Annotated in this window: 19 protein-coding genes; 2 read left to right on the top strand and 17 right to left on the bottom strand. The window is 34.6% G+C overall.

Annotation, left to right across the window (positions count from 1 at the left end; genetic code table 11):
* Positions 1-88 precede the first annotated feature (88 nt).
* The 7 genes from AC1Q8M_RS20275 to AC1Q8M_RS20245 form a co-directional block, all read right to left on the bottom strand.
* Positions 89-424: an HNH endonuclease gene (locus AC1Q8M_RS20275; protein WP_335390672.1), complete on the bottom strand. Its 336-nt coding sequence runs from the start codon at positions 422-424 to the stop codon at positions 89-91.
* Positions 421-636, bottom strand: coding sequence for a hypothetical protein (locus AC1Q8M_RS20270; RefSeq protein ID WP_335390674.1), 216 nt, complete (start codon positions 634-636; stop codon positions 421-423). The genes AC1Q8M_RS20275 and AC1Q8M_RS20270 overlap by 4 nt, the downstream gene beginning before the upstream one ends.
* 6 nt (positions 637-642) lie before the next feature.
* Positions 643-861: a hypothetical protein gene (locus AC1Q8M_RS20265; RefSeq protein WP_335390675.1), complete on the bottom strand. Its 219-nt coding sequence runs from the start codon at positions 859-861 to the stop codon at positions 643-645.
* A gap of 6 nt (positions 862-867) precedes the next feature.
* Positions 868-1,089: a hypothetical protein gene (locus tag AC1Q8M_RS20260; RefSeq protein WP_335390676.1), complete on the bottom strand. Its 222-nt coding sequence runs from the start codon at positions 1,087-1,089 to the stop codon at positions 868-870.
* Positions 1,076-1,279: a hypothetical protein gene (locus AC1Q8M_RS20255; RefSeq protein WP_335390678.1), complete on the bottom strand. Its 204-nt coding sequence runs from the start codon at positions 1,277-1,279 to the stop codon at positions 1,076-1,078. Before AC1Q8M_RS20255 ends, AC1Q8M_RS20260 begins: the two co-directional genes overlap by 14 nt.
* A 75-nt stretch (positions 1,280-1,354) precedes the next feature.
* Entirely contained in the window at positions 1,355-2,086 is a 732-nt protein-coding gene (locus AC1Q8M_RS20250) for a hypothetical protein (protein ID WP_335390679.1), read from the bottom strand.
* Between the two features lie 558 nt (positions 2,087-2,644).
* Positions 2,645-3,421 (bottom strand): hypothetical protein, encoded by a 777-nt coding sequence (locus AC1Q8M_RS20245; protein ID WP_335390680.1) that lies wholly within the window; start codon positions 3,419-3,421, stop codon positions 2,645-2,647.
* A gap of 390 nt (positions 3,422-3,811) precedes the next feature.
* Here AC1Q8M_RS20245 and AC1Q8M_RS20240 point away from each other — a divergent pair, with 390 nt between their 5' ends.
* Positions 3,812-5,008 carry a C40 family peptidase gene (locus tag AC1Q8M_RS20240; RefSeq protein ID WP_492334175.1) on the top strand — a complete coding sequence of 399 codons (1,197 nt, stop codon included), beginning with the start codon at positions 3,812-3,814 and terminating at the stop codon, positions 5,006-5,008.
* A 202-nt stretch (positions 5,009-5,210) separates the two neighbouring features.
* Here the strand turns inward: AC1Q8M_RS20240 and AC1Q8M_RS20235 are convergent, their stop codons facing one another.
* The 4 genes from AC1Q8M_RS20235 to AC1Q8M_RS20220 form a co-directional block, all read right to left on the bottom strand.
* A complete protein-coding gene (locus AC1Q8M_RS20235; protein ID WP_277472525.1) occupies positions 5,211-6,344 on the bottom strand; it encodes a 3D domain-containing protein in 1,134 nt (377 codons plus the stop codon).
* A 73-nt stretch (positions 6,345-6,417) separates the two neighbouring features.
* Positions 6,418-7,635 (bottom strand): M23 family metallopeptidase, encoded by a 1,218-nt coding sequence (locus AC1Q8M_RS20230; RefSeq protein WP_492334174.1) that lies wholly within the window; start codon positions 7,633-7,635, stop codon positions 6,418-6,420.
* 237 nt (positions 7,636-7,872) lie between these two features.
* The gene (locus tag AC1Q8M_RS20225) at positions 7,873-8,415 is read right to left on the bottom strand and encodes a site-specific integrase (protein WP_098534077.1); all 543 of its coding nucleotides are present in this window, start codon (positions 8,413-8,415) and stop codon (positions 7,873-7,875) included.
* A complete protein-coding gene (locus AC1Q8M_RS20220; RefSeq protein WP_277472517.1) occupies positions 8,415-8,879 on the bottom strand; it encodes an ArpU family phage packaging/lysis transcriptional regulator in 465 nt (154 codons plus the stop codon). The genes AC1Q8M_RS20225 and AC1Q8M_RS20220 overlap by 1 nt, the downstream gene beginning before the upstream one ends.
* 233 nt (positions 8,880-9,112) lie before the next feature.
* On the opposite strand from AC1Q8M_RS20220, the gene AC1Q8M_RS20215 reads away from it, so the two are divergent.
* Entirely contained in the window at positions 9,113-10,468 is a 1,356-nt protein-coding gene (locus AC1Q8M_RS20215; protein WP_277472515.1) for an AlbA family DNA-binding domain-containing protein, read from the top strand.
* A 144-nt stretch (positions 10,469-10,612) separates the two neighbouring features.
* Here the strand turns inward: AC1Q8M_RS20215 and AC1Q8M_RS20210 are convergent, their stop codons facing one another.
* The 6 genes from AC1Q8M_RS20210 to AC1Q8M_RS20185 all read right to left on the bottom strand — a co-directional run bounded on the left by AC1Q8M_RS20210 (position 10,613) and on the right by AC1Q8M_RS20185 (position 14,240).
* The gene (locus tag AC1Q8M_RS20210) at positions 10,613-10,804 is read right to left on the bottom strand and encodes a DUF3954 domain-containing protein (RefSeq protein WP_277472514.1); all 192 of its coding nucleotides are present in this window, start codon (positions 10,802-10,804) and stop codon (positions 10,613-10,615) included.
* A 75-nt stretch (positions 10,805-10,879) separates the two neighbouring features.
* Positions 10,880-11,242 carry a cell division protein SepF gene (locus AC1Q8M_RS20205; RefSeq protein WP_492334173.1) on the bottom strand — a complete coding sequence of 121 codons (363 nt, stop codon included), beginning with the start codon at positions 11,240-11,242 and terminating at the stop codon, positions 10,880-10,882.
* On the bottom strand, positions 11,217-11,405 hold the full coding sequence (locus tag AC1Q8M_RS20200; protein WP_277472511.1) for a hypothetical protein: 189 nt from the start codon (positions 11,403-11,405) through the stop codon (positions 11,217-11,219). Before AC1Q8M_RS20200 ends, AC1Q8M_RS20205 begins: the two co-directional genes overlap by 26 nt.
* 2 nt (positions 11,406-11,407) lie before the next feature.
* Positions 11,408-12,730: a replicative DNA helicase gene (dnaB, locus tag AC1Q8M_RS20195; protein WP_277472509.1), complete on the bottom strand. Its 1,323-nt coding sequence runs from the start codon at positions 12,728-12,730 to the stop codon at positions 11,408-11,410.
* Positions 12,727-13,677 (bottom strand): DnaD domain-containing protein, encoded by a 951-nt coding sequence (locus AC1Q8M_RS20190; RefSeq protein WP_277472508.1) that lies wholly within the window; start codon positions 13,675-13,677, stop codon positions 12,727-12,729. The genes dnaB and AC1Q8M_RS20190 overlap by 4 nt, the downstream gene beginning before the upstream one ends.
* 278 nt (positions 13,678-13,955) lie before the next feature.
* Positions 13,956-14,240, bottom strand: a complete 285-nt coding sequence (locus AC1Q8M_RS20185) for a hypothetical protein (RefSeq protein WP_088311735.1) — start codon at positions 14,238-14,240, stop codon at positions 13,956-13,958.
* Between the last annotated feature and the right edge of the window lie 168 nt (positions 14,241-14,408).

Raw genomic sequence — 14,408 nt, 5'->3', positions numbered from 1 at the left:
AAACCTGACAGTTAACCCCCTCCTCCGGTGCCCCTTAGAGCAATTTTTGATGAAATATTTTAAGGGGGGTATTATTATTGAATCATTTTTACCACTTTTCATCGTTCTCCCATTTATTCGGTTTCTTTTTAAATGTTCTACCGTGTTCTTTATTATGGCAATCCACACAGACTGTTTCCAAGTTATCTATTTCTAATGCAAGTTCTGGATGATGTTCAAGTTCTTTTATATGATGGACAACGAGTTGAATCTTCTTACGCTTTGCACTTTCACTGTACTCATTGGTGTCCACACGAACACTACCATTGCGCTTACACTCTTGGCATTCATAGTTATCTCGCTTCTTTACTTGTTCCCGTATGCTCTTCCACTCACCACTGTCATAGAATTTGCGCTTCTGTTGTTTGGTTTTGTATTGCTTCATTGTTCTTCATCTTCTAATATCTTTTGAATGAATTTACTTACAACACTTTCACCAGCTTCCTTCATTTGATTTAGTGTTGAGTTACTGACTATATTATCTAATTCATTCGCTATTTGTTTTAATAAATCATTACCTTTATCAAGTTCTTCCTCACCTAATCCTTGAATGAATGCACTAAGAGCAATTGCTACCTCTAGTTTAGTTAGTTCCATTTGCCTTCACTCCTTATCGTTTAATAGATCATCCATCAACTTACTGATTAAGTTTGTAATAGCTTCTTCCTTTTCTTCCGACTTTGTTCTCTTATGCAATCTATTTAGCACTTTAACTACTGGTCTCAATGTTTCTAATTCCACATATTCTTCAAGCTTGTCTTCCTCAATAGCGTTAAGGATTGTACCAAGAACAATTGCCTTCTCAAGTTTCGTTAATTGCATCTATACTCACTCCTTAATCTCAAGGAATTCATCTATCACTTTATCTAATACATTAATAAGAGCTTCACGCGTTTGCTTTGGTGTCGTAATATCATTTATTTCGTTATGTAAAACTACAGCCTTTTCTAATTTCTGTGGATCAATGTGTTCCTTGGCTAATTCCAGTCCAAGAACGTTATTAATCAAACTACCAAAAATAGCTGTTTGTTCTTGTTTAGTTAGTTTCATTAAATTCTCCCACCTTTATCGCTTTCAATTGTTCCATTTCTTTTTCAACCATCTTATCTATCGAATCATTGAATTGTATTGAAGTTATAGTTACTTTTTCATTTTCGTGATTCCATCCTTTTAACACTTGAATTACATCGTAACCAAGAATCTTAACATCATGTGCAAACATCTTAAATAACCAAAACACATGAACCACCACCTCTCGATCCAAAATAAAAAAGCACCCCATATGGAATGCTTTTTATCTTTTCTTTATCTATATCTAGCCAAGTAGGTTAAGTAGTTTGTAGATTTCATAACCCACCTTATTACTTGTAACTGTTGTGCCATCGTCATCAAAAGTCATTTCACCTGTACCTAAAACTTGAAGACTATTCATCCGCATTAAAGATGACCTAAGCATTTGATATTCTTCATCACCTTCAAGCTCCTTCCTTATAGAGTCTACTGTATTCTCAGAATGTTGCGGAGAAAAATACAGATACACACTTGTAGAATTTGTGGATTTCCTATCTGGATTTGAATCAAAATATAAGTATATTTTTTTTAGGTTTTCAAGATCCCATTCATTCATATTTTTTAGACCATTAACAAGAACCCATTCGTTATATTCAAACTTTTTTTCTTCGTTCATTACTTGACCAGCTATAATTCCTAATAATCTTGAAGCAGTATCAGATACTGTTTTTGTGGCCTCTTCTAAAATATCTAAAACTAGCAGTCTATTTACGTTTTTCTTCAATAACTTATCTAATTTTTTTAAATCATCAGTAGTAAGCTCTTCTTGTGAAAGCACCTTCATTCCTAATCCTTGAAGGAACTCTTTGCACTTGTTCTCTCTTCTTTTATTCATCCATTTATTAGCTACATTAAGATATGGACTACATTCAGATAGTGTACCAACCACTTCATGTCCCTTTTCCAATAGATCTCCAGCAGTTTCAAATACATCATCTGGTGTGTTTATTAACTCTAGTCTATCTTTAATACTCATCTTATCCACTCCCATATTAGAAATTACTTCCAATATAATATTACATCATTTCTATACAGGAATAAATTATAAAAGAGCAACCATGTATCAGTTGCCCTTTCATCAATTTCTTATGTTATTACTCTAAATACAGTAAATGAAGTTTTACGATTGATAATGGAAAACACCGCTACCATAAAAGGTAGCGGTGTTATAAATAGACAAGTCTTGTTTGTGTACTACATATTTTTTAATTTGTGTAGTTATGAGGTTGTACACCTCTTTCAATCGCCGACACTACGTCACTCTCTCGTAGTTACTTCTACTTTTCTCGGAGTCAACGATTGAAAGAAGAGCAAAAGCTCTCCTTAATAACGGTATCATTCAATCATTACCATCTGTTGGTTTCGGATTTTATGTGCCGTCATTACGAACCGTTTAGAAATATAAGAACAACATAGCGAGTTGTGTTTTCCGCCACTTCTCACAATACAAATATATCACGTTGATTCCAAAACAACCGGCACACTTACTGCCAAAAAGCGGTCACGAATCTGCCACTAAATCACCTTATTTACCTTAGACTGTTCCACTAGCAGGTTTAATTCTTGGAATTCTCATACCATACTTTCCGTTTAATAAATCTGAAGTACTTATTATTCCAGTTTGTTCAGTTAGATCTCCAATATTAATTTCAAAATTTTGCTCTACTTCATTATTTAATATTACAAATCTATACTCACGTTGAGGTTCAAAGAATATATCCTTTTTGAAAAACAATGATGTATCTCCACTTAAATACGCCTGTATTCTTTCTTGATGATTAATATCAAAATCTGAGTACTGCACTTTATTATGAATATATTCTATTCCCTTCTGATCAAATACTTCTTTAATTCTCTCTCTGAATGCATTGGGTGGTATTACTAATGCGCATTCACCAAAATGACCAGCCATTTGTTCTTTTTGCTCTTCTGTAAATTTAACTTCGGTTTCAATATAATCATCCGTTATATCAATAATCTCTAACATATCCGATTCAATGGTAAACAAGCAGAATACTGGATAATTTAAAAAGGCCTGGTATCTAAAACGCAATCTCCCTGCTGTTCCACTAGCAACTATTTCATCTGTTCCGTGTCTTTTAATCGTTACATTCGCATTCTTAATAATAGCTGCTACTTCATCAATATCTCCCATTCCTTTTTCACCAGTTCTTTTTTGGAGATCAACAAAGTATTTAAAGTTGTTCATATACAAGTTTCCTGCTTGTAATGGTTCAAGATATTGTTTTTGACTAAACTTAAAAAAGCCAAACAATATATTATCGTATTCTTTCATAGATGATAATCGCATAAATAAACCTCCTATTAATCCTATGTATAACAATTTCATTATATAATACTTTTTAAATTATCCATATCTTATATTTTGTGTAACTAAGCCAAACGCTACAGCCCTTGATATTTATAACTTTATAGGACTTTTTCTTTTGAGTTACACAATAGAAAATTTATGAATAACTTCACATCCTAAATATAATTTTGTTCCACAAAAAATTGAAGAGATAGATTATTTTTAGTAATATGCTACTTTATTTCAAGAAATTGCTTATCTAATTTCATTCATAAAATAAATAGATAATTAAAAATCAAAAATTTTAAAATCCGTTAAATTATATATTGAGATTTAACAAATTAAAATGTATAATAAACTGTTGTAAAAAATTGAAGGGAATTACAAAAAATGAAAAAACAAATTGCGGCAATTACTCTAGCAACTACTCTTGGATTGAGTCTTCAACCAATTATAGGTGCAGCAGAAACAAATCAAAATGTACAAGCAACACAACAAAATGGTTGGATTGAAGATGGAAACGGCACATGGTTTTTCTATGATCATGGTGTAAAGAAAACAGGCTGGGTATTAAGTAATGATAAATGGTATTACTTAGACGGTAATGCAGGCGGCGCCATGAAAACTGGTTGGTACCAAGAAGGCGAGAAGTGGTTCTATTTAGATCCATCTGCAGAGGGTCCAAAGGGTGCAAAAAAAGTTGGATGGGTTCAAGTATATGGAAAATGGTATTATCTAGATCCAACAACAGATGGCTCTATGAAAACCGGTTGGGTTCAAGTACATGGGAGATGGTTCTACTTAGATGGTAATGACGGTGGAGCTATGAAAACAGGTTGGATTCAAGTAAATGGAAGATGGTTCTACTTGGATGCAGAAGGAGCTATGAAAACAGGTTGGGTATTAAGTAATGATAAATGGTATTACTTAGATGCAGAAGGAGCTATGAAGACTGGTTGGTACCAAGACGGAGAGAAATGGTTCTATTTGGATCCAGCTGCGCAGGGTGCAAAAAAAGTTGGATGGGCTGAAGTGAATGGGAAATGGTATTATCTAGATCCAACAACAGATGGCTCTATGAAAACCGGTTGGGTTCAAGTAAATGGACAATGGTATTATTTAGACGGTAATAAAGGCGGTATGATGGTAACCGGACAAGTAGTTATTGATGGAAAGACCTATGTTTTTGCCGATGATGGACAACTCAAAAGTGAAGTCGCTAGTAAAGCGGATAAAATTATTACTGAAGCTAAAAAACATATCGGTAAACCCTACGTATGGGGAGCAACCGGACCTAATAGTTTTGACTGTTCCGGATTCGTTTACTATGCGTTTAATCACGCTGGATATCCAATGTCAAGAACAACAGCACAAGGATTATATGATAAATCTCAAAAAATCACTAACCCTCAACCTGGTGATTTAGTATTCTTACATAGTACATATCCTGGTGGTCCTTATATCACTCACGTAGGAATTCACATTGGTGATGGTAAAATGATTCAGGCCGGTGATAAAGGTGTAGAGATTCAAAGTTTAAATTCACCTTATAATCTTAAACACTTTGCTGGATATGGTAGAATCTAAATTATAAATCAGTATCATATTACCGAATTCAATAGAATTGTAAAAAATCTATTAAATAAACAAAAAAGTTCAGTACCTTTATAATATAAGGACTGAACTTTTTATTTATTTTCTTCTACCTATAATTTAAATGCTGCTCTATTTCTACTCAAAATTTTTAAATTACAAACGCAAATAACTATCAACCTAAAAAACATGACTTTTATTTAGGTAATACATATATTTTAACGTTTTTTACACCCCAATTATAAGAAACTTCTTTAGAAGGAACAAATACATCTATTTTATTCCCTTTAATAGCTCCACCTGTATCCCTAGCTTCTGCAGGTCCATAGCCTTCAACATAAACTTTCGATCCAAGAGGTATGACAGAAGGATCTACAGCAATAATTTTCAAATTAGGATTAGCAGTCAAATCATCTCCCATTCTTGTATACACATGTTGCCCTGCAGGTGTACCATTTTCTGCTGGATCATTTGTATATGCTGTTGCTCTGACTGTTCGCTCAGTACCTTCAATCCATTGTCCATCTTCTTTGAAATAGCTCATCTTCCCATCAATTTTATTCCAGCCGGTTTTCATAGCTCCACCTGCATTACCATCTAAGTAGTACCATTTTCCATCTACTTGAACCCAACCTGTTTTCATAGAGCCATCTGTTGTTGGATCTAGATAATACCATTTCCCATTCACTTCAGCCCAGCCAACTTTTTTTGCACCCTGCGCAGCTGGATCCAAATAGAACCATTTCTCTCCGTCTTGGTACCAACCAGTCTTCATAGCTCCTTCTGCATCTAAGTAATACCATTTATCATTACTTAATACCCAACCTGTTTTCATAGCTCCTTCTGCATCCAAGTAGAACCATCTTCCATTTACTTGAATCCAACCTGTTTTCATAGCTCCACCGTCATTACCATCTAAGTAGAACCATCGCCCATGTACTTGAACCCAACCAGTTTTCATAGAGCCATCTGTTGTTGGATCTAAATAATACCATTTTCCATATACTTGAACCCATCCAACTTTTTTTGCACCCTTTGGACCCTCTGCAGATGGATCTAAATAGAACCATTTCTCGCCTTCTTGGTACCAACCAGTTTTCAAGGCGCCGCCTGCATTACCATCTAAGTAATACCATTTATCATTACTTAATACCCAGCCTGTTTTCTTCACACCATGATCATAGAAAAACCATGTGCCATTTCCATCTTCAATCCAACCACTTTGTTGTGTTGCTTGTACATTTTGATTTGTTTCTGCTGCACCTATAATTGGTTGAAGACTCAATCCAAGAGTAGTTGCTAGAGTAATTGCTGTAATTTGTTTTTTCATTTTTCCCTCTCCATCCTTAAATACAAATAGCATTAACTTATATATAAGACTCTTAAATATTAACTCTCAAATTCTATTTAAATGGCAAGTATGGTGCTGGATTGATTTGACCAAATTGATATGCAGTTTTTAATTCAAAATGCAGATGGTTCCCCGTAGCGTCTCCTGTCTGTCCTACCTTACCTATTTCTTGACCTTGTTGAACATATTCTCCTTTTTGAGCTATTCTTTGACTCATATGGGCATATAAAGTGTAATGTCCATCTGCATGTTTAAGTACTACAACATTTCCATATCCACCAAATGAACCTTGTGTACCAAAGGCTGAAAATTCTACAGTTCCAGATTTAGCGGCCAGAATCGGTGTACCTGCTGGCGCTGCAAAATCAATACCTTTATGTTGCTTGTTCCCACGAGGTCCGTACCCTGAGCTTACATTTGGATTTTTTATAGGCATCTGATAGTTACTTTCAATCCATTGTCCATCATTAGCAAAATCATAGGTCTTCCCATCAATAACTACTTGTCCGGTTACCATCATGCCGCCTTTATTACCATCTAAGTAATACCATTTTCCATTTACTTGAACCCAACCGGTTTTCATAGAGCCATCTGTTGTTGGATCTAGATAATACCATTTTCCATTCACTTCAGCCCATCCAACTTTTTTTGCACCTTCTGCAGATGGATCCAAATAGAACCATTTCTCTCCTTCTTGGTACCAACCAGTCTTCATAACTCCTTCTGCATCTAAGTAATACCATTTATCATTACTTAATACCCAGCCTGTTTTCATAGCTCCCTCTGCATCTAAGTAGAACCATCTTCCATTTACTTGAGTCCAACCTGTTTTCATAGCTCCACCGTCATTACCATCTAAGTAGAACCATCTTTCATGTACTTGAACCCAACCGGTTTTCATAGAGCCATCTGTTGTTGGATCTAGATAATACCATTTTCCATATACTTGAACCCATCCAACTTTTTTTGCACCCTTTGGACCCTCTGCAGATGGATCTAAATAGAACCACTTCTCGCCTTCTTGGTACCAACCAGTTTTCATGGCGCCGCCTGCATTACCGTCTAAGTAATACCATTTATCATTACTTAATACCCAGCCTGTTTTCTTTACACCATGATCATAGAAAAACCATGTGCCGTTTCCATCTTCAATCCAACCATTTTGTTGTGTTGCTTGTACATTTTGATTTGTTTCTGCTGCACCTATAATTGGTTGAAGACTCAATCCAAGAGTAGTTGCTAGAGTAATTGCCGCAATTTGTTTTTTCATTTTTTGTAATTCCCTTCAATTTTTTACAACAGTTTATTATACAACTGTATATATAGTTTTTTCAATGTTAATTTTATATTTTTCCCAACAAATAACTATATTAAGAATTATAGGTGATTCTATCCACTTCAAAAAAGCTGTATTTTAAAAAATAACTAAGGAATGCTTTTTTTATGCTTAATAATATTCCAAATGCTTAACTCAATAAACATCAAATAAAAAAGGATAAAGCAATAATTAGATTTTAAATCTAGTCATTGCTTTATCCATTGCATCCTGGTTTACTCCTATATATCGTAATGTTACCCGCTCGCTTGAATGATTGAATATCTCCATTAGCAAGGCTATATTCTTTGTCTGCATGTACATATGATAGCCAAATGTCTTACGTAATGTATGCGTTCCAATCTCGTCTAATCCAAACTCAGCTGCTGTGGTACTAAGTATTTTATATGCCATACTTCTTCCTATCGGTCGATTCTTCCCTTGTCTGCTCTTAATTAGATATTCATTCTCTTCCATATCTTCAATGTACCATTTCAACTCTCTTCTCAAAGCTGCAGTAATTTGGATACGTTTCTGTTTACCTGTTTTCATTTCACGCATGGAAATGTGACTTCCCTTTAAATCTCCAACCCTCAATTTTAGAATGTCACTTATACGTAGGCCTGTATTAATTCCCATTACAAACAAGATGTAATTTCGTTCATTCTTTTCTTTCAGGTATTCCTTAATTTGTTGTATCTGCTCTGGATTGCGAATAGGTTGAACAAAATTCATTATTCATTACCTCCAGTTTCTTCTGCCTCGTATACTTCTAATCTAAGAGCAAAAGCTAATTTATAAAAAGCATTAGATTTATTTCTTCTATACGTACGCTCACTCATGCCAATTTCGTTATAAACCATGTAATCAAATACTTCTTCACCTTCTAAATATCGTTTTACAATAATATCCCTTTGAGTTTTACTAAAACGACTTAATGCCTTATCAATTTGAAAAGACAAACGTTGTAGTTTCACTTCTCTTTCACTCATAGCAACATTTGCTAAAGCAATATCTTCAGCTGGCTTCCCTACTATATTTGTCGGACCGTGATATCTTACCTCGCTAGATGTTGTAACCTTCATCTCATGTCTAATCATCCCAAATTGTCTATAAATACGAACGTTTTCAAGAATCTCTTCTACACGAATCTGCGTTGCTTTGCGATCAATTTTAGGTAAGAAAGTTAATTGCGTCATATATAAAAACACCCCTTATATATTTTATTAATAAAAACAAGAAAGCGGACACCAAACTACAGAGCAATATCACTAATGCTCTTATAGTTCGATGTCCGCTGGTTCTTCCAGTAGGACACTAATACATTACTTCCGACTAATATTATACCGATTTTCCAATACTATCTTCAAATGATACAATATATCTATACTTTTTATAACATTCAAATTCAATATGGGAGGATTTAGAACTTATGATTACAAATACATACTCACCTTTTACTGATGAACATGGGAATCCAAAGACAATATTCGAAATTGAATTTTCCGACTTGAAACAACTCCAAGATAAGGGTATTGAAGAAGGGCCATACATTGAATTTAAAAGAGAATTTAGTAATTCAATTAAAAACAAACTCCCTAACTTCATTACTTCCTTTGCAAATGAACGGGGAGGATGGTTTTTCATCGGAATTGATGAAGATAATATGGAAATAAGTTGTATAGAACGACAAGAATATGAATTAACTATTAATAATGTATTAAAATCAAACACTAGCCCTGTACCACATATTATCACAAGATTCTTATCACCTGCTGAGGATCCAAATATAGGTGTATTCGTTATTTTCATACCAGAAGGAGACAATCCTCCTTATATTTCTAAAGGAAAAATTTATCGAAGAGTTGGAAGCGGTTCTTCACCTATCACGGAAATAGATGATCGTTATTATTTAGATAGACTGTATGGTAAATCTGAAATTAATAAGAAAACAATTAAAGATTTTTGCAAAAATGAAATATCAATTTCAAACACATCCTTTAGCAATATAGGCTTGGATAACAATGGAGGAATGTGTAGTATTTATTTAATTCCTCGATTTAGTTTTGATCTTTTAGATAACTTTGAATCAGATGCTCCTTTGACTGAAGCAGAACAATTTATTAATCTAGCAATAGATATCTCTAAGACTTCACAAAATTATCCATTAACACAAGATGCAGATTCTGGTTCTGTATCATTATCAATGCCCTTTGAAAAAGCTTCTTTCTCTCATAATTCAATAATATTTAGGAATTCCAAAACACTCGATCATTATCACAATACCGTCGCTTGGGAACAATTTTTTGATGGCTCAGCTAGGTTTCATCTCCCTATTCCTTATGTAGAATCCAAAGAATGTATTGCTAACATATTGACCCATCCCATGGATTATAAAGATAATGAAGTGTTTGATGATTTTCGCTTTATCAATGGCCTAACATTCATAGGAGCATTAATAGGATGCTTGAGCGTCTATTCTAGAACAATACGAAGCTTAAACCCTACAAATAATGAACTAATTATTGCCTTTGAATTAAATAATGTTCAAAAGGATGTACTTTTTTTTGATACCCCCTATTTTTATGAAAAGCTTGTGCAAAATGGATTAGTTTTCTCTGATAGGGACAACTACTTCTTTAATAAAGATTTTAACTCTACAACTGTTAGCCTTTCAAATATCACTGAATATTTTTATTTTATCACTGGACTATGTAACGTATTTGGATGGTCTACACTGGAGGCTCTTCAATTATTCTTTGGAAGTGCTCAGGGTAATAAAGAATAAAATTTTAGCTAGCTAATTCATCTCGACACTTCCAACTGCATCCATAAATAAAATACTCTATAACCCTAATCCTATCCAATATTCATTCGTTTTGGATAGGATTAGTAATTTTTATTTCGGTCTTTACCCAAAAATTAAATTCTATTATATTAATTGTGTTTTCCGCTCATCCACACGAGTTACTTTTCCGCTTTTATATAAGAATGATTGTTCACCATGACCAGATGTTGGTGGTTCAATTGGATAAACCTGCCCATCTTTTACAACGTATATCATATTTTCTTCTAAAGAAATTTCAGCTTTCATCTTAGCAATATTTTCATTAATTAATGCCACCACGACCACTCCCAATTATGTTATAATTACTTTGTCGAATAATTATGTCGGGAGCAATCTCGACTTTTTGTTTGCCTACAAATATCGCACAACATTCTCCGGAACAAATGATTGTTCCAGTGATAGATGGAGCCGAATTGGAATCGGCTTTTTCTCATCCCGTGCTCGCTTACACATTTCTTCTGCTTTTTCCCATACAAATTGCTTATCCTCCGCTCGTTTGTAACGCCAAATCCCTATTACGTAATCTTCAAACAACTCATACCGCTCATCAGGTGCTGTCGTTGGTTTTAATTCATCAATCGCTTTGGCTTGGCGTGGTATTTGCACAACCACATCTGCATACCGTAATTTTGAATTCAAACGGTGAATATGAGCTTCCTTAGGATCAAATGATACAACTGGTTCCACGTCAAAAATTGTTAATTGCTTTGGCACTGTTTTTCCCCTCCAATACCTGCAAGCTTGCAATTAAAATTCCTTCAAGCTGCGCTAACGTTAGTTGATCTAATGTTTGTCCGTTAATTTCAGCTAATCCTAAACCCAATAATTTACGAATGATTATTAGTTTTCTACGTTCTACTTCCTGACGTAACAACATGATTAAGCCTCCTGCTGATGATTAAACTTTCTCTCTAAATTTACAAACTTACTAAATTCTTTAATAAATGCTAGTTCAACAACACCAACTGGACCGTTTCTCTGTTTCGCTAAAATAATTTCCGTTATGTTTTTATTTTCCGTTTCACGATCATAGTAATCTTCGCGGTATAAGAATGCGATTAAATCGGCATCTTGCTCAATTTGACCATTTTCACGTAAATCTGATAGCAATGGTCTCTTATCTTGCCGACTTTCTACAGCACGGCTTAATTGGGATAATGCAACCACACATACGTTTAGTTCTCTTGCCATCAGTTTTAACTTACGACTAATCTCACCGATTTCTTGCATACGGTTCCCTCTATGCTTTGGATCCCCTACAATAAGCTGCAAATAATCAATTGCAATTAAAACCTTTTTATCAGGGTACTTACGATTTAATTTCCTAGCCTTTGCATAAATCTCTTGCATCGTGATATTTGCTTTATCATAAATTTCTAATGGCAAATCATTAATTAATCCCATCGCTTGACTAATCTTTTCCCAATCCTTTAAATTACATAGCTTCTTAGGATTCTTTAACTTCGTAGCATCTATATTTCCAGTACTTGAGATCATTCTCTTTAGTAGCTGCTCTTCTCCCATCTCGAGCGAGAAGATTCCTGTTGCTGTATGAGCGCTTGCTGCATGAAAAGCAACGTTTAATACGAATGCTGTTTTCCCCATTGAAGGTCGAGCCCCAACAATAATTAAATCACCTTCTTGTAACCCTGCTGTCATTCTGTTCAGGTCATCATAACCAGTTGGTATACCGGTTAAATCCCCTACATCAATTTGCATGTTCTTATACAAATCAACAAGCGTATCTTTCAAGTTAAATTCATCTGAGTAACCCGTTTCTTCAATGGCGGTTAATTCATCAATTGATGTACTAATAGCACTCATATCCCTATCTTGCTGAAGGCGGTTATATAAATTACCAGCAACCTCTTGAGCATGTCTCATTTTCCATGCTTCGATAACTAAGCCTTCGTGATACGAGAAATTTTTAGTAGTCGTAACAACTTCTGTTAAGTTTACAAAGAATTCAATTCCGCCAATTTGATGCATAAAGCTTTCATCGAATTTTCCAATGAGAGCAACAAGATCTATCGGAATCTCAGCATCCTCTAATTCTCTCATTGCCTTGAAAATTACTTGGTGTGTTGGTAAAGAAAACTGTTTTACCTTTAGCTGACAATCTTTAATTAAATCGCCTTCTTGGATAATGCTACCTAAAACACTTTGTTCAGCTTCTACATTGCGAATCATATCGTTACTCATTTGGCCAACCACGCATTCTGTTGGTTAAGTACTGCAAGTTCTTCTTCTGTTGGAATGTTCTGCTCCCATGCTTGTTGCTGCTGTATTACGTTTTTAGTAGATTCCGATAAGCCTTTTTGTTGATAAGGTGCTTGTGTCTGTTGCTGAGCTTTTGTTAATCGCTGAGCACGAAATGCTTTATCAGCTGCCTCAACATCAGTTACTGTTTTAAATCCTTTAAGATGCCAATCTCTTAAAATCGTATTTACGTAAGACATGTTTCTCGTATTCTTCTCTAAAGCAATCTCCATAGCCTTAATAACTAGCTCTGCATTTAAATCATCTATCCATGCATGAATACCATCTGCAATAAAAGGTGTAATCAGTCCGAAGTTTTGTTCGTAAAAAGAAATTGGATTAACCTCAACAACTTCTTCCGCGCCTGCGCGTTCTTCTTGTTGTTGTTCTTTTTCTTCTTCTTTTTCTTTTTCTTCTTCCTTGCTAGGGTCTTGGAAGCCTCTTATAAGCCCCTCCAAACGGACTGATAAATACTCCTTAATACGAGGGATTTTAAAATCTTGTTCTCGTTCTAATTGCAAACAAGTTTCATAGAAATCAACTAAAAAATCCTGGTCTTTCACAGATTGAATCTCTTTTAAAACGCATTTTTCAATGTTTACATTTTTAATTGGATTGAATTTCAACCAGTTGATTAAGAACAACTCTTTTGTTTTATGGTTGTAATTAATTTTTCCGTATTCAGCAAAACGTTCTAATAACTTCATAACAGTTTCACGGTTATATCCTGTATCAGTTTCAATGATACGAAGTGGAAGCTCATAGATTCCTGATTGAGACGTCTTACTGTTTGTCATCAAATATAAGTAGAAATACTTCTCCTCCGGTGTAAGATCTAAAACAAATGAATCCTGCCAAAATGAAACATGTACTGGTCTATAAACTGCCATATTATTCATCCTCCCGTTTACATATCGCGAATCCGTCCTCTACACGTAATAAGCGATAATTCTTGTATCCTATTTTGAGATATTGTTTTGCTAAGTAAATTAGGTGTTGCTCTGATGTGGCTTGTTGAAACACTTTAGGGTTCAGCAACACTCTATGTAATGATTTGTCTAAAAGCATGTAGCACACTCCGTTGTTATACGAATGCTAATTTGATATAATTAATCCTAAGATCTTTGCAAGACCGTTTGTCTATCACTCTACCAAGTGATAGATCTTTTTATTTTCTACGTGTTACTAACGAAGCGTTAACTCCTCTTGCTCTTAAATCTTTAATCACTACACGATAACTCATCGATACCTCATGTTCCTCTTTTGTATCACGCAGCATTTTAAATTCCCTTATACATCGCTCCAGCTCTTCTTCCCAGTGATTTGATTCTTCAGTTGATTCTGCATTAAACATGTTATGAATACATTCACTCATACAGTTACGAAGTTTATTAGCGAATGAGAAATCTCCTGGAAGAACTAGATCATGAAGACGATTGTTTTTATCATTCATAAATTACATCCCCTTTCTAATTAAATTAATGCTGTACGCATCGTTACAACCAGAAAGGAACATTGTAGAGGTATGGGAGGAAAAATCCCTTTCTGGTCATAACGACAAGCACAGTGGCTTGTCCAAATGATTTATATAATGTTATAATTGCTTTACGATATTTTTCAG

It is taken from the genome of Bacillus sp. GW823-FHT06A10, assembly GCF_058795375.1.
The sequence above is the reverse complement of the archived record's forward strand: the minus strand, read 5'-3'. Positions and strand labels throughout refer to the sequence as shown.

Excerpts from the sequence above, each read along its gene's own strand:
- AC1Q8M_RS20225 (WP_098534077.1), bottom strand. The coding sequence starts at position 8,415 with ATGAATTTTGTTCAACCTATTCGCAATCCAGAGCAGATACAACAAATT.
- AC1Q8M_RS20275 (WP_335390672.1), bottom strand. The coding sequence starts at position 424 with ATGAAGCAATACAAAACCAAACAACAGAAGCGCAAATTCTATGACAGT.
- AC1Q8M_RS20250 (WP_335390679.1), bottom strand. The coding sequence starts at position 2,086 with ATGAGTATTAAAGATAGACTAGAGTTAATAAACACACCAGATGATGTA.
- AC1Q8M_RS20245 (WP_335390680.1), bottom strand. The coding sequence starts at position 3,421 with ATGCGATTATCATCTATGAAAGAATACGATAATATATTGTTTGGCTTT.
- AC1Q8M_RS20235 (WP_277472525.1), bottom strand. The coding sequence starts at position 6,344 with ATGAAAAAACAAATTACAGCAATTACTCTAGCAACTACTCTTGGATTG.
- AC1Q8M_RS20240 (WP_492334175.1), top strand. The coding sequence starts at position 3,812 with ATGAAAAAACAAATTGCGGCAATTACTCTAGCAACTACTCTTGGATTG.
- AC1Q8M_RS20265 (WP_335390675.1), bottom strand. The coding sequence starts at position 861 with ATGCAATTAACGAAACTTGAGAAGGCAATTGTTCTTGGTACAATCCTT.
- AC1Q8M_RS20220 (WP_277472517.1), bottom strand. The coding sequence starts at position 8,879 with ATGACGCAATTAACTTTCTTACCTAAAATTGATCGCAAAGCAACGCAG.
- AC1Q8M_RS20185 (WP_088311735.1), bottom strand. The coding sequence starts at position 14,240 with ATGAATGATAAAAACAATCGTCTTCATGATCTAGTTCTTCCAGGAGAT.
- AC1Q8M_RS20190 (WP_277472508.1), bottom strand. The coding sequence starts at position 13,677 with ATGGCAGTTTATAGACCAGTACATGTTTCATTTTGGCAGGATTCATTT.
- AC1Q8M_RS20230 (WP_492334174.1), bottom strand. The coding sequence starts at position 7,635 with ATGAAAAAACAAATTGCGGCAATTACTCTAGCAACTACTCTTGGATTG.
- AC1Q8M_RS20260 (WP_335390676.1), bottom strand. The coding sequence starts at position 1,089 with ATGAAACTAACTAAACAAGAACAAACAGCTATTTTTGGTAGTTTGATT.
- AC1Q8M_RS20200 (WP_277472511.1), bottom strand. The coding sequence starts at position 11,405 with ATGTTGTTACGTCAGGAAGTAGAACGTAGAAAACTAATAATCATTCGT.
- dnaB (WP_277472509.1), bottom strand. The coding sequence starts at position 12,730 with ATGAGTAACGATATGATTCGCAATGTAGAAGCTGAACAAAGTGTTTTA.
- AC1Q8M_RS20215 (WP_277472515.1), top strand. The coding sequence starts at position 9,113 with ATGATTACAAATACATACTCACCTTTTACTGATGAACATGGGAATCCA.
- AC1Q8M_RS20270 (WP_335390674.1), bottom strand. The coding sequence starts at position 636 with ATGGAACTAACTAAACTAGAGGTAGCAATTGCTCTTAGTGCATTCATT.